The organism is Pseudidiomarina aestuarii (genome assembly GCF_048263735.1).
In the GTDB taxonomy this organism is placed as follows: Bacteria; Pseudomonadota; Gammaproteobacteria; order Enterobacterales; family Alteromonadaceae; genus Pseudidiomarina; species Pseudidiomarina aestuarii_B.
The window spans coordinates 33,485-47,560 of record NZ_JBLXDX010000009.1 but is presented as its reverse complement, the minus strand read 5'-3'; the positions used below and the strand labels follow the sequence as shown (position 1 = coordinate 47,560).

General features: G+C 49.3%; 13 protein-coding genes and 1 tRNA gene. 9 read left to right on the top strand and 5 right to left on the bottom strand.

All coding sequences use genetic code 11. The annotated features are described in order from the left end of the window. Positions 1-230 precede the first annotated feature (230 nt). The gene (locus ACN0S4_RS12765) at positions 231-3,695 is read right to left on the bottom strand and encodes a translocation/assembly module TamB domain-containing protein (RefSeq protein WP_417658037.1); all 3,465 of its coding nucleotides are present in this window, start codon (positions 3,693-3,695) and stop codon (positions 231-233) included. Further along, positions 3,692-5,488 carry an autotransporter assembly complex protein TamA gene (locus ACN0S4_RS12760; RefSeq protein ID WP_417658036.1) on the bottom strand — a complete coding sequence of 599 codons (1,797 nt, stop codon included), beginning with the start codon at positions 5,486-5,488 and terminating at the stop codon, positions 3,692-3,694. The genes ACN0S4_RS12765 and ACN0S4_RS12760 overlap by 4 nt, the downstream gene beginning before the upstream one ends. A gap of 165 nt (positions 5,489-5,653) precedes the next feature. Here ACN0S4_RS12760 and ACN0S4_RS12755 point away from each other — a divergent pair. The 3 genes from ACN0S4_RS12755 (at position 5,654) to rimI (ending at position 6,586) form a co-directional block, all read left to right on the top strand. Beyond that, positions 5,654-5,730, top strand: a tRNA-Trp gene (locus ACN0S4_RS12755). A gap of 53 nt (positions 5,731-5,783) precedes the next feature. After that, entirely contained in the window at positions 5,784-6,158 is a 375-nt protein-coding gene (locus tag ACN0S4_RS12750) for a hypothetical protein (RefSeq protein ID WP_417658035.1), read from the top strand. Continuing rightward, the gene (gene rimI / locus ACN0S4_RS12745; protein WP_417658034.1) at positions 6,143-6,586 is read left to right on the top strand and encodes a ribosomal protein S18-alanine N-acetyltransferase; all 444 of its coding nucleotides are present in this window, start codon (positions 6,143-6,145) and stop codon (positions 6,584-6,586) included. Before ACN0S4_RS12750 ends, rimI begins: the two co-directional genes overlap by 16 nt. A 10-nt stretch (positions 6,587-6,596) precedes the next feature. Here the strand turns inward: rimI and ACN0S4_RS12740 are convergent, their stop codons facing one another. Next, the gene (locus ACN0S4_RS12740; protein ID WP_417658033.1) at positions 6,597-6,911 is read right to left on the bottom strand and encodes an ArsR/SmtB family transcription factor; all 315 of its coding nucleotides are present in this window, start codon (positions 6,909-6,911) and stop codon (positions 6,597-6,599) included. Positions 6,912-6,925: 14 nt separating this feature from the next. Next, positions 6,926-7,141: a DUF2892 domain-containing protein gene (locus tag ACN0S4_RS12735; RefSeq protein WP_417658032.1), complete on the bottom strand. Its 216-nt coding sequence runs from the start codon at positions 7,139-7,141 to the stop codon at positions 6,926-6,928. A 176-nt stretch (positions 7,142-7,317) separates the two neighbouring features. Between ACN0S4_RS12735 and ACN0S4_RS12730 the strand changes: the two genes are divergently transcribed. From ACN0S4_RS12730 to ACN0S4_RS12705, 6 genes are read left to right on the top strand one after another with little or no spacing between them, the layout of a single operon-like run. Continuing rightward, the gene (locus ACN0S4_RS12730; RefSeq protein ID WP_417658031.1) at positions 7,318-7,764 is read left to right on the top strand and encodes a cytidine deaminase; all 447 of its coding nucleotides are present in this window, start codon (positions 7,318-7,320) and stop codon (positions 7,762-7,764) included. Between the two features lie 5 nt (positions 7,765-7,769). After that, complete coding sequence (gene deoC / locus ACN0S4_RS12725; RefSeq protein ID WP_417658030.1) at positions 7,770-8,561, top strand: deoxyribose-phosphate aldolase; 792 nt, start codon at positions 7,770-7,772, stop codon at positions 8,559-8,561. Then, complete coding sequence (gene deoA, locus ACN0S4_RS12720; protein ID WP_417658029.1) at positions 8,561-9,880, top strand: thymidine phosphorylase; 1,320 nt, start codon at positions 8,561-8,563, stop codon at positions 9,878-9,880. The genes deoC and deoA overlap by 1 nt, the downstream gene beginning before the upstream one ends. Positions 9,881-9,888: 8 nt before the next feature. Then, the gene (locus ACN0S4_RS12715) at positions 9,889-11,112 is read left to right on the top strand and encodes a phosphopentomutase (RefSeq protein ID WP_417658028.1); all 1,224 of its coding nucleotides are present in this window, start codon (positions 9,889-9,891) and stop codon (positions 11,110-11,112) included. A gap of 58 nt (positions 11,113-11,170) precedes the next feature. Then, a complete protein-coding gene (gene prfC / locus ACN0S4_RS12710) occupies positions 11,171-12,760 on the top strand; it encodes a peptide chain release factor 3 (protein ID WP_417658027.1) in 1,590 nt (529 codons plus the stop codon). Between the two features lie 3 nt (positions 12,761-12,763). After that, positions 12,764-13,534, top strand: coding sequence for a TatD family hydrolase (locus ACN0S4_RS12705; protein WP_417658026.1), 771 nt, complete (start codon positions 12,764-12,766; stop codon positions 13,532-13,534). Here the strand turns inward: ACN0S4_RS12705 and ACN0S4_RS12700 are convergent. Further along, a complete protein-coding gene (locus ACN0S4_RS12700; protein WP_417658025.1) occupies positions 13,476-14,066 on the bottom strand; it encodes an AhpA/YtjB family protein in 591 nt (196 codons plus the stop codon). The genes ACN0S4_RS12705 and ACN0S4_RS12700 overlap by 59 nt on opposite strands. Positions 14,067-14,076: the final 10 nt, after the last annotated feature.

Genomic DNA, 14,076 nt, shown 5'->3' with positions numbered 1-14,076 from the left:
TTTCGCCTGCGCAGCGGGGCGAGCTCTGCGAGTCCCTGGCAAACCGCCAGGCTTCAAATAAACAAACCTCAGCCCAATGGGCTGGGGTTTTTTTATTTGCGCTGCGCGCGCACAGTGAAAAGTAAAAAGTGAACTGGGAACAGCAAACCTAAACACTTAAAAGAGCACACTTTTTGGGTTTTGTCTTTGGTTTTGGCTCTGTCTGTTCCCTGTTCCCTATTCACCGTTCCCTATTTCTCGAAGGTGTAAAAGATATCCCCGCCTTGAGCGATGCTGCTTGCTGTTGATTCTAGCAGTAGCCGCTCAGTGAGTTTGTAGCGTACAAAGAAGGTATTCGTATTCTCGAATAGCCCCACACCATACTTGACGTACAACCGCGGTGATAGGTACTTGCCTATATAAAAAGATGTTTCAGTTGGATCGCTGCTCGAGTCAAGTCCAAACTCGTCAAAACCGAATACATTCTGAAGTTGTGAGCCAATTGCATCCGTACCTTGCGAGCCCAAAAGCAAGAGCGCTTGTAGTTGCATGTTTTCGTTACCGCTACCTGCTCCTGGTCCGCGGCCAAGAACTAAATAGGACAGTATTGAGCTCTCAGGCATTGCGGGATTGGAAAACAGACGAAAATCAGGTTGTATTAACGTTCCACCAACTTGTGCGCCAACTGTTACTTCTTCGCCAGGTGTCATGCTAGCAGAGGTGCGCACGACCCGCAGGTCGAGCCCCGGATTATCAATGGGCCCACCGTTATAGATGAGACGACCGCGCTGTATGTCGAGTTCCTGCCCATAGAGGACATATTGTCCTTGTGGCACCTGAATAGTTCCTGAGGCCGTCAGTGCTCTTCCGGGTTCTTCGATGAGTCGCAGATTTCCATCGAGTCGACCTTCAAAGCCAAAAGCACTGACTTTGACATTGTCACCTAGGGTAACTCGGACGTCAGCAAATACTTGATACAGTTGTTCTTCTATACTTTCCACTTGTTCGCCATCTTGATACAACACCACGTCACGCGATGGCGAAACCGAAGTGCTAATATCAGTTTCTTCTAAGTAGGCATATGGAATATTCACACTACCAGTGATTCGAATGCTGGAATCAGCCGCTTGAATCGTCAAATCTGGATCAATATCAACTGTGGCATGCGGTAGCTGTACGACTCTAAAGTCATCACCCTTAATCGTCATGTTCAGGACTTTGTCTAGCGGATTCATAGTGCCACCGATGGCTATCCAGCCTTGCCCTGATTCCGCTTGTCCATTAAGCTCCAAATTACTTTGACCTGTACCGTCATCGGCCACGAGTACTTTGACATTGGTTAAGACAAGTCCACTCTCCGCGAAACCTATCTCTTTAGCAGCGATCTCTAATGAGCCCTCAACTTTTGGAGCTGTTGCTGAACCTGAAATTGCGATACTGCCTAGCGCGAAGGGTTCACGATAACGTAAATCAGGGAGCCACCATTGTAGCAACGACAGATCTCGGAGTGACATATCAACGGAGCCGGAGAGTTGTGGGTCATCGACAATGTCGCTAATGGATAAGTCACCAATAAGTTGGCCGAGATCATCTTCTAATTTGATAATGTAGTCAGTGCGAATTTCAGTCGCCGAACCTTCCCAGTCTACGTCCCATATTTCCAGTCGAGTGGTGAGTTCGTCGTCTAGGGCTACAAAGAAGGTTGAATCACTATAGATAGACCCTGATGTTTGGATGATCTTAAAATTGTCGGTCGCTAACTCAAAGTTTGCTTCGACATTTGCGCGTCCGACAATTCTCTCACTGACATCTTGCTCACGCAGACGGTTGAGCAAGAACAGGGGTAAGTCACGGGCATTCACACTGAGCTGATAGTTATCATCGCTAACCTTGAGTTCGGTACACAAGCTGGCAGGTTCACTATCGACTCGACGACGCGGGTTCGTGCGATTTAAGCAGATGGGGCCGCTCGTCGAAAGTATATAGCTATCAAGCTCAACGGCGAACTCGGCTTCCTTAGTGAGAAGCCATTCACCAATATCAGGATTATCAAATTTAAAGGTGCGAATAACTACGGGAACACGGCCATCTCGAGGTTGTTGAACGCCAACAGTAAGCTCTAGGGAGCCTTCAACTGGTATTGTCGACTCCGGTTGCAATACGTTTTGAACTCGAGTGAAATCGGCAATGCGAAGCTCTAACTGGAGTGGCGAACTGATCGGCGTTGCCTCTGTAGAGAGGGGCACTTTGCCATTTGCATTGAACTCGATACCAGCCCAAGTTCCACGAGTGTCACGGATCTCTATGGTGTCGCCATCAAAGAATAAATAGCCATTGGCGTCCACATCTTGTTGTTGTAATGACCCCTTCAGCTGAGTGAGTTCAGCTTCGACACGAAATTCTGGCGACCAAGCAACTGCACTCGAACCTTGAGCCAAGAGTTGTGGGTGATCGATTGTGAATATTTCCAAATTGGCACTGGCTACATTGCCCTCACCAATGAGGACAATCTGCGCGGACTCATTATTAATACCCGTCAGCGTCGATGAAACATCAAACTGGTAGTTGGTTTGTTCACTGCCAGTAGCCGTATCAAACTGACCTTCCACAGTCCCTGTGAGCTGGGCTAATTGCGGATCAGCGAACTGTTCGTTCGCAATCGTGATGTCGCGACCCGTGAGAGTGACTGAAAATGGCTTTAATGAAGATGAGTCGGTGTCAAAAAGTGAGTCGATACGGGCATTCAACCGCAAGGTACCTTGCGTTGGCGAAATATCTGTGAGTTCTCCGTCTTGTAACCGAATGCCATTGGCATAGGTTTCGAGAACACCACTGAGCCGAGACTGACCCAAGTAATAGTTGGCTTGCTCTCGATTAGCGTCGGGAACAAATGCGAGGATAGGTGAAGTTCGAAATGCATCGAGACTCAGCCGCGCTGACCAAGTCAGTTCACTGAGCAGATTATTGAGTTCGAGATTAAACTTCTGTTCGGGTTCTTCGGCGGCAGTGACAAAGTGCCCAGCTACTTGAGTCGTATCTATATTGCCTTGTGCTTCGGCAGTGCCGGCTATTTCACCGTAAGAGGCCAGTTCGGGGCGCACTTGCTCCGCTGTGACAGCCCAGTCTAAATTGACTTGGTGTTGGAGCGCTGCGGTGGTGGTTAGTGTGGCTTGTCCAGTCACCCGACCTTGTGGCACGACAACTTCGAGCTGCCGCACAGCTAAGTCAGTTCCTTGCCAGTTGATTTGCCCAGCCACCCGGTTCACAGTCACGCTCGGATTGCGGATAGCGATATCATCAACTCGAAACTGCTGAATGCTAAGGGCTATCGGCATATCGATGGTTGGTATGACAATAGGTTCGTTGGCATTAGAATCGACGGTGGTGCGTGACTGACTGTCGATATCTACACCGCTGGCAGTCAATGTATTGACGGTTAACTTATTCTCGAAAAGATCCCACGGCTGCCATGCGAAGGTCACCTTAGCAATACGTACCTGCTGCGTTTCGGTGCTGACTTTGAGATGCGTGAATGATAGCCCACTAGCTAGATTGCCCTCGATTGTTTCGAACGTGACCGGTGCATCAACGTAGTCCAAGCCTCGCTGAACAAGCCAACGGCTGCCCGTCTCGGTATAGATCAAGAATCCAGCAGTGCTAGGTAGCAAGATGAATAAGGCGACGATGAGCCATGCGAGCCATTTGATGAATCTCATAAGTCTGGCCCCAACGTGAAGTGAATGCGCCAAGGATTGCCGGGCTCATCAATGGCCTGAGCAACATCAAAACGGACTGGCCCAATTGGTGATAGCCAGCGAATACCCACGCCCACGCTTTGTTTCAAGGCGGTGTCCCATTCCATCATCGCGTTACCGATGTCGGTAAAAGCCGCAACTCGCCAAGCATCATTAATTTGATAGTCGACTTCTAAGCTCGATGTGACTAGATAACGCCCACCAACCACTACATCTTCTTCATTGCGAGGGCCTAAGTCTTGGAATGCATACCCGCGAACACTGTAATCACCACCGGCAAAAAATCGCAAAGTCGGCGACAGTAACTCAAAGTCGTCGGTTTCTATGGCTCCGATTTCGCCACGCGTAAGAATACGCCATTGCTCATTGAGACGGTGCACCCACTTGGCCGACAGCTTTGCCGAAAAAAACGTGGTATCTGCAAGAATATCCGCACTTGCGCCTTGTAGTGACAGGGATACCCGATATCCGTCGTCGATTAGATTACGATTGTTGCCATTATTGGTGCTGCGAATGAGGCTGAACTCCGCCGCGGGGATCAGGAATTGGGATGAGCGTCGCGGCTGGTCACCAAAAGCAAAACTTTCCCGTTGCCAGCTGAGTTGCCAGGTGCGTTGCCAGTCATCAAAATGCCGGATATCACGAGCTGCAAGTTTGTACAGCGTTGAGCGTTGTTCCAGATAAGAGCGGTCGGTCACTTCACCGGTAATATCATACTGATCAGTGGGCGGATAAAATCCTGGGATAATGTAACTCACTGAACCCGTATTCTGAACTTCCGAAAGACGCAGGATTGAGTTGATACGATGTCCTCTGTCATTTACCCAACGCCGATCAAATCCAAGCGTGACGCGGGCGCCGGTATCGGTACCATAACCGAGACCGGTTTGATAATAGTCGCGTTGATTAGGAGTCAACGTCACTGCAACTGGCACCATCGCATCTTTGCGTTCCGACCAGTTCGGTGCAATTTCAATCGTTTCAAAATAATTGCTGCTGGAAAGGCCTAATTGCAGATTCAGCAGTTCACTGGTTGAGAACGGATCGCCAGATTCAAATTGAACGTAGCGCTGCAATAGTTCATCACCAATGTGGGCACAACAAAACTCAATATCACCGTAGTGATAACGAGGACCAGAATCGAGAACTAACTCAACATGGGCAGTTTGATCAGCAAGTTCAACCGCCACTTTATTAGTGAGTAGTTTCGCATCGTAGTAGCCGCGCTCGGCAGCAAGATTTCGCAATAAACCTTTAGCGCGCTCGTAGTCTTGATGACGAAACACCGTACCCTGTCGTATCGGCAATTTCTGTTGTAACTCGATAAATTTTTCATCCGTTTGCGCTATTCCGGTAATGGTAATATCTATCGTTTCGACCATAACCGGCTGGCCCGCATCGACATCAAATTGTATGGTCCATGCTGACGGTGTTTCCTCTAATGTGCTGTCGATGGTGGGTTGATAGTAACCGAACGGCATGAGCGCTTCGCGAATTTCAGCTTCGGCTCGACGCTGCAAAAAGCGCAATCTGAATGATGCCGGCGCAGGCTCGCCATCCAAGCTAAACAAAGTGGTGCGTACCCGCACATTACGCTCTAATTCATCGCTCAAACCTGTGAGATTGACGCGCACGACCTGTGCGTCGTCGTCAGAATCGGACGATTCACTGGATTGAGCAGAGGCCATTGAGCTCGCAAGGAGAACCATCAAGGCGAGCGAAAAACGGTAAAATGTAACGGATAATCGTGACAACAATCTCTTCCTTTCTGAGAACAAGCGATCTCGTATATGTGCAGAGACTTTGAGTATAACATCGACAGAAAGGTTCAGCGGTGAAAAAAGGAGCAACTGATTGCGCATTAAGCATAAATTGCTTGCCACGCATTAGCGAGCCAGTATAATTCCGTTCTCGTTTGCAGGGGTGTAGTTCCAATTGGTAGAACAGCGGTCTCCAAAACCGACGGTTGGGGGTTCGAATCCCTCCACCCCTGCCACGACCTTTCTGAAGTCCTTCTCTGTTCAGGATGTTTCAAGTAAGCTTGAGCCTATGAACTCGAAACCACATCATCAATTAACAAACGCGCAACGCCAACTTCTGGGCGCTATTGGTATTCCCGAATGGCGTGCTCGTACAAGTGCACCGGCGCCTACCGAGACTGCTATGAGCTATTTGCGGATTGGGCAATGGATGATTGCCGCGCCGGAGTTCCCGATCCCAAGTCCTGCATGGTTTAATGATTTGTGCCAAGCGCTTGCACAGATGCAAACCGAAGGGGTCAATTCTGCTCCAGTCGAAGTGAGTGCCTCGATTGCTCAGAACTGGAAGCGAGAGCAACTGATTGAGTTCCAAGAACCACTCCCATCGATACCCGCGCACGATCTAAAACGAGCGTGGTGGAAGCAATTGTGTCAGCCGCGCTAATCAAGCCTCTTGAGTGGCAGCAAGCGATTGTCGAATTAGAACAGCAAGGTCAGGATTACCCCTGGACCGAAGCCGTGCTCCAAAGTTGCTTTGATGACATGCACTATGAGAGTTGGGGAATCTACGCACCACAGCTCTGTGGCTTTGTGATCACGCATAGCATTCTTGATGAACGCACGATTATGAATATTGTGGTTGACCCGCTTGAGCGCGGCAAAGGTTTTGGACGTCAGTTGGTGAGTACCGTACAAGCGGTTGCTCAACAGCAGCAACAAAGTCTCTGGTTAGAGGTTCGCGCCAGTAATACTGTCGCCCAAGCGTTATATCAGGCCATGGGTTTTAGCGTAGTGGGGCAGCGTCCGAATTATTATCAAACTACGGATGGTTCAGAAACGGCCATTATCATGCAATGGACTGCTGAACATTAACCAACTGCGATTAAAACTGCGGACAGAACTTCGCTTTTAATAACTGCATGAAGCGCATCGTATCCGGATCTTGAATCGAGTAATAAATGGTTTGGGCCTCTTTGCGGAACTTCACCAGACCTTGTTGACGCAGCACTGACAGGTGTTGTGAAAACGCAGAAGCACTCAGTGGAAAATACTGATTCAAGTCACCAACACTCTTCTCACCAGCGGCCAAATGACAAAGTATTTGGAGGCGGTGCTCGTTGGCCAGTGAACGCAAAAAGATAGCTGCGGCTGCGGCTTCTTCTTGGAGTAATTCCGTAATTTCAGGTGCTTCTGTCATGCTATCGCTCGAACTTACTGTTTAGAGGCTAATTCACATTCTGTTTTCATGCCAAGCACTCGTTTCATAAACAAGGTTGCCGGACAAAACCCAGTAAAAGATTGTTGGAATAGATTAGCGCCAACAAACACGGTTAGCCAAATGAAATTTGGATGAACCCAATAGGTTAAGGCTACAGATAATAGCACCATAAATCCGGCAAAGGCAGTTAAAGCTCGTTCAACACTCATGATTTTATCCTTCCGTAATAGCTAATTTAGAATAATACGAAATATAGATGATTTTAAGACCTTGCTCAATCTTTATTTCGCACTTTATTTCGTAAAAATGCGAAATATGTTTGAGCATGGCATTTGGCCCCAAAAAGCGCTAAGCTGTTCGCCCATAAATTAGGCAGAAAACAACTATGAGTAAGCAGTCCTCCGCGGTATCTCAAGCCGCACTAGAACAAGCTCACGGTCAGGCTAGACAGGCCGCAGCGCGCGCTCACGCGCCATACAGTAAGTTTCCAGTAGGCGCGGTTTTACAATTCTCAACAGGTGACCTCGTACTCGGCTGTAATGTCGAAAATGCGTCCTATGGTTTAACGAATTGTGCGGAACGTACGGCGGTCTATAGCGCATTGGCGCAAGGGAAGTCGCTGGCAGATGTTGAGAATATTGTCATTTACACACCGGGTAAGACGGTTTATTCACCTTGTGGTGCATGCCGCCAGGTACTCGCTGAATTTTTCAGTCTGGATACCCCCTTTATCTCGACTTGTGATGTTGGCGAGAAAACATGGACATTAGGTGAGCTACTTCCATCCGCTTTTTCGACCTTCGAAGCCACCGCTGACCAGATCAGTAGCTAGTTTCTATGCACTCACCACAGGCAACAGCGCTCTTAGCATTACAGTGTATGGATCTGACCTCGTTGCAGAACAGTGATACGCCTGCGCAGGTCACTGCACTGTGTGATAAAGCTGCGTCGGAATGTGGCAGTCCCGCAGCAGTGTGCGTTTATCCAGAATTAATAGCTACAGCGCGACAACATCTCGATTTGCTTCATTTACAGCAGGTTCAAGTCGCGACTGTCGTAAATTTTCCATTAGGCGAGGATTCGGTGGGATGCGTCGTTGCAGCAACCGAGCGAGCACTGGCGGTTGGCGCCAGTGAAATTGATGTGGTGATGCCATACCAACGCTTTCAAGCTGGTGATGTCGAGCATTGTCGACAATTGCTCTCGGCCGTGCGAACTGCAACGGCCGATCGAGCCGTGCTCAAAGTAATCATCGAAAGTGGTGAGTTAGCATCGGCAACCGCAATTCGTGCAGCAAGTAATTTAGCTATAGAAATCGGTGCCGACTTTATCAAGACCTCGACCGGAAAAGTGGCGGTCAATGCCACACTTGAAGCCGCTGAGATCATGTTAACTACCATTCGAGAGAGTGGTCGCGATATTGGTTTTAAGGCAGCCGGCGGAATTCGCACGGTGGCTGAGGCTGAGGATTATTTTAAACTCGCACGAGCGCTGATGGGCGACGATTGGATTACTCCACAACGATTTAGGATCGGTGCGAGTTCGTTGTTAGAGGATATCATGCGGGTATTGGTCAATGAAAACGATCAAGCTGAGCCCGTAGCAGACGACAAAAAAGGATTGTATTGATGTATTTACCACAAGAAGTGATTCGCGATAAGCGCGATGGGCACGAGTTGAATGAAGAGCAAATTCGCTATTTTGTGAACGGCATTAAAACCGACACGATCTCTGAGAGTCAGATTTCAGCGTTAGCAATGGCTATTTTCTTTCAAGGCATGACGGCTGCAGAGCGAGTCGCACTGACTCTCGCTATGCGTGACTCAGGAACGGTTCTCGACTGGTCGACATGGGATCTCGATGGGCCGGTGGTCGACAAGCATTCCACTGGCGGTGTCGGTGACGTGGTTAGTTTGATGCTAGGACCGATCATTGCCGCATGCGGCGGTTATGTCCCGATGATTTCAGGCCGAGGACTCGGGCATACCGGTGGCACTTTCGATAAATTTGATGCGATACCTGGCTATCAAACCACGCCTGATTTGGCCACGCTGCAAAAAGTGGTCAAAGAAGTTGGGGTCGCGATTATTGGTCAAACGGGCGAACTAGCTCCAGCAGACAAACGTTTCTATGCGACGCGTGATATCACCGCAACGGTTGAGTCCATTCCGCTGATTACGGCTTCTATTTTGTCGAAGAAGTTAGCGGCAGGATTGAATGGCCTAGTGCTTGACGTCAAAACGGGCAATGGTGCCGTGATGAATCAGCATGAACGTGCGGTTGAGTTAGCACAAAGTTTGGTCACTGTAGCGCAAGGTGCTGGTTTAGCGACCAGTGCTATTATTACTGATATGAATCAGCCCTTGGCACGTTCAGCCGGGAATTCCATTGAAGTCTATGAGGCCATTCGCTATTTGCGTGGTGATTACCGAGCTCCACGACTGCATGAAGTGACGATTGAGCTCGCTGCTGAAATGCTGCGTATTACAGGACTAGCGAAGTCGCTTGAAGACGGCCGTGAACAAGCACAACGTTCGCTGGATAGCGGTGCTGCGGCAGAACGGTTTGCAAAAATGGTGCGGACCTTGAACGGACCGGCAACAATTCTTGAAGACTTCGAGTCGTTATTGCCATTGGCACCTATTGCTAAGCCTTTATTAGCCGAGCAATCTGGTTTTCTTGCAGGCTTAGATACTCGGCAGGTTGGTATGGCTGTGGTCGCATTAGGTGGTGGTCGTCAACATAGCGATGACAAACTCGATTATGGCGTGGGTTTAGACCAAATAGTGACTGTTGGAACAGCGGTAACCGCGGACACCCCGCTGGCGATGATCTATGCTCGTACTCAGGACGACTGGGATGCAGCTGCCGCGCGCTTACGTCGCGCAGTCACTATTGCAGAGAAGCAGAGTTCGGAAACGCCGCTCATCTATCAACGTATTGAATAGGTAAACGCATGGCACGTGCAATTATAGTGGTTCTCGATTCGTTTGGTATTGGCGCAGCAGCCGATGCCGAACGTTTTGGCGATGTTGGCGCGGATACCTTAGGTCATATAGCACAATGGTGTGCTGAGGGGCGCTGTGAAACAGGGCGTAGTGGTCCACTACAATTGCCAAACTTGGCCGCATTAGGACTGTTTCATGCGGCGCAAGGGGCCACGGGAACCATCCCTGTTGGTTGTGAGTTACCGAGCCAAACACTTGGTTTGCATGGCTGGGCTCAAGAACTCTCGTCAGGTAAGGATACACCTTCCGGACATTGGGAGATGGCTGGTGTCCCGGTGCTCACTGATTGGGGCTATTTTCTCGACAAAGAGCAGTCGTTCCCGCAGCCACTCCTTGACGCGCTCATTCAAGAAGCTGATTTGCCCGGTATTTTAGGGAACTGTCATGCCTCGGGTACCACCATCATCCAAGAGCTCGGCGACGAGCACTGCCGCTCGGGTAAACCTATTGTTTACACCTCTGCAGATTCCGTTTTGCAAATTGCAGCGCATGAGGAAACTTTTGGTCTAGAAGCCCTGAATGACCTGTGCAGAACTGCACGAAAATTGGTGGATCCTTATAATATTGGCCGAGTGATTGCGCGTCCATTTACGGGTACCGAAGCAGCCAACTATCGACGTACTGGGAATCGTCAAGATTTCGCTGTACCACCGCCGGCTCCAACTATTCTGGATAAGCTGGTGGCGCAGGGTGGTGAGGTCATTAGCATTGGCAAAATCGCGGATATTTTTGCTCATCAAGGTATCTCGAAAAAACTGAAGGCTACCGGATTACAGGCTTTGGTTGAGACCACGCTCGAACAAATCAAAGATGCACCCGATCAGAGTATTATCTTTACTAATCTTGTCGACTTTGACTCCGACTACGGGCATCGGCGTGATGTGTGTGGTTATGCAAAAGCCCTTGAGCAGTTCGATGGCATGTTACCAAGCATCATGAGGGCCTTGCGGCCAGATGATCTACTCATTCTGACCGCAGACCACGGTTGTGACCCAACTTGGCCTGGCACTGACCACACGCGAGAATATATCCCCGTGCTGGCCTATGGTCCGAGCATCGTTGCTGGCTCTATTGGGCGACGTGAGACGTTTGCTGATATTGCGCAGTCCGTTGCTAGCTGGCTGGATATCGACGCCATGGACTATGGCGCAAGCTTCTTAGCAGACAATTAATTGAGTCTGAGGGTCAGATCAGCGACAATGCGCGCGTCTGTAATTAAGGAAGGTTTTCATGTCAGCAACCGCTATCGCTAAAGAAGTCGCTAAGCGTCGAACTTTTGCCATCATTTCACACCCCGATGCGGGTAAAACCACGATCACTGAAAAAGTTTTGCTGCATGGTCAAAAGCTGCAGAAAGCTGGAACGGTGAAAGGGAAAAAATCGGGGCAACATGCCAAATCCGATTGGATGGAAATGGAAAAAGAGCGTGGTATCTCGGTAACCACCTCGGTGATGCAGTTTCCGTATCGCTCTGCTTTAGTGAATTTGTTGGATACCCCAGGGCACGAAGATTTTTCTGAGGATACCTACCGGACGCTGACTGCGGTTGACTCCTGTTTGATGGTGATTGATGGCGCGAAAGGCGTCGAGGATCGAACGATTAAACTGATGGAGGTTACGCGTCTTCGTGATACTCCTATCATTACCTTCATGAACAAGTTGGATCGCGATATTCGTGACCCACTGGAATTGCTCGACGAAGTTGAGAATGTTCTCAAGATTATGTGCGCACCTATTACTTGGCCAATTGGTTCCGGTAAGAACTTCAAAGGCGTGTATCACCTGGTTGAAGATCGGGTCATATTCTACAAAACGGGGCAGGGCCATCGCATTCAAGAGGTCGACTTCATTGAGGGCCTCGATAATCCAGAACTCGACAAGCGCTTGGGCGACTATGCAAAAGACCTGCGCGAGCAAATTGAGCTGGTGAAGGGCGCATCCAATGAGTTTGACGAAGAATTGTTTTTAGCAGGCGAACTGACGCCAGTGTATTTCGGAACCGCATTGGGTAATTTTGGTGTTGACCATATGCTTGATGGCCTGGTGGAATGGGCGCCAACCCCGCTCGGGCGCGCAACAGATGAAGGCCGAGAAATTACCGCGACTGACCCGGCGTTCTCAGGTTTTATTTTTAAGATTCAAGCGAACATGGATCCACGCCATCGTGACCGTGTTGCTTTCATGCGAATTGTTTCCGGGAAATACCAGCAAGGTATGAAAATGCATCAAGTGCGTTTGGGCAAGGAAGTCCGCATTGCCGATGCATTGACCTTTTTGGCTGGTGACCGTGAACACGTTGAGGAAGCTTATCCCGGCGATATTATCGGGTTGCATAATCACGGCACGATTCAAATCGGCGATACCTTTACCGGTGGAGAGTCGTTCAAGTTCAGCGGGATCCCGAATTTTGCGCCGGAGCTATTCCGGCGTATTCGACTGAAAGATCCGCTGAAGCAAAAGCAATTGCTGAAAGGCTTGGTACAGCTCTCAGAAGAGGGCGCGGTGCAGGTGTTTCGGCCGCTGAGCAACAATGATTTGATAGTGGGTGCAGTGGGCGTGTTGCAGTTTGATGTGGTCGTGCATCGATTAAAATCCGAATACAACGTCGACGCTATCTACGAAAATATCAACGTTTCGACAGCGCGGTGGGTGTCCTGCAAAGATGCGAAGAAGTTAGATGAATTCCGTCGCAAAGCGGAGAGCAACTTGGCGTTAGATGGTGGTGACAATCTGACCTATATTGCGCCGACTATGGTGAATCTGAGCCTCGCTACTGAGCGGTATCCAGACATCCAGTTCCAGCACACTCGCGAGCATTAAACCATGACCCCGCTATTCGATACCCATTGTCATCTTGATTTCGATGATTTTGCGGCAGATCGAGTAGCGGTGCTGGAGCGTGCAGAAGCTGCAGGTATTACTCGGATCATGGTTCCAGGAACGCATGCTCATTCTGCACTTAAAATAGAATCGAATACTATTCGTGTGCAGCGAAGCTTCGGTCTTCATCCCTATTTTATCGAAGCCCATCAGCAGTCCCATATAGACTGGCTAGAAGCGCAATTAGATCAACATCCAACTGCTCCGGTTGGTGAAATTGGTCTGGACGCGACCTGTTCTGATTATGACCTTCAGTGTAAGTTGTTCGAGGCACATTTGGCGCTCGCAGCACGCTACCAGCGCTGCGTAATTTTGCACCATCGAAAAACCCAACCGGACTTACTTATGCGCATCAAACAGGTGCGCGATCAACTCCCGGATTGCGGCGGTGTGCTGCATGCGTTCAGTGGATCCTACGAACAAGCCAAACAATGGTATGAGTTGGGTTTCAAACTGGGCGTTGGCGGCACCATCACCTATTCTCGTGCACAGAAAACTCGAGCGGCAATCGGCAGCATCGCGTTGGATGCATTGGTATTGGAAACCGATGCGCCGGATATGCCGGTTGCCGGCCAGCAAGGTCAGCGGAATGAACCAGCACAAGTCGTAACCGTATTGCAAAGTCTATTGGATTTACGAGAGGAAGATGAAGCGATTATTCGTCGGCAGTTGTGGCAGTCGAGTTGTCAGCTTTTCGGTAGCGCCAACGATTAAATGTGGATGTAACGAAAATTCCCGCAAAAATTGCCAATACCAGCAAGAATTGTCCGTAATAGGTTAAGTAGGCATGGGTTTTTTCCGGCTGCGCCAACAGGGCTTGCCGATCAATTACCGCTTGGACATAACCGAGAACTTGATTGCCTTCACTAATTTCCTCGACTAAAACCATAGTTTCATTCGCTTGGTCGGACTCTTCAAGACTAGTCGCAAAGGCAAGTTGCTCGCCGAAACGATTATAAATAGCAGCGGAAATGATTAAAGACTGTTGCTGTAATTGCTCAGCAAGGCTTTGCAAACGCTCTGGTTCGGGGATAACGATCGATTGCGTAGCTGCAAAAGCCGTCTGTTCAACCGCTACCTGCATCAGCTGTTCACTGTGCTTTTGAAAGTCGACCATACTGGTCGCTTGCATAGATCCCCAAAGTTGCTCAATCAAGATAATAAGCACAATTGCAAAGCCGAAGCGACGCAAGCGTCGATAGACAAGTTGTGTGATGCTGATAACATGTTGTGTGCGCGTCGTCATACTGGCAAAT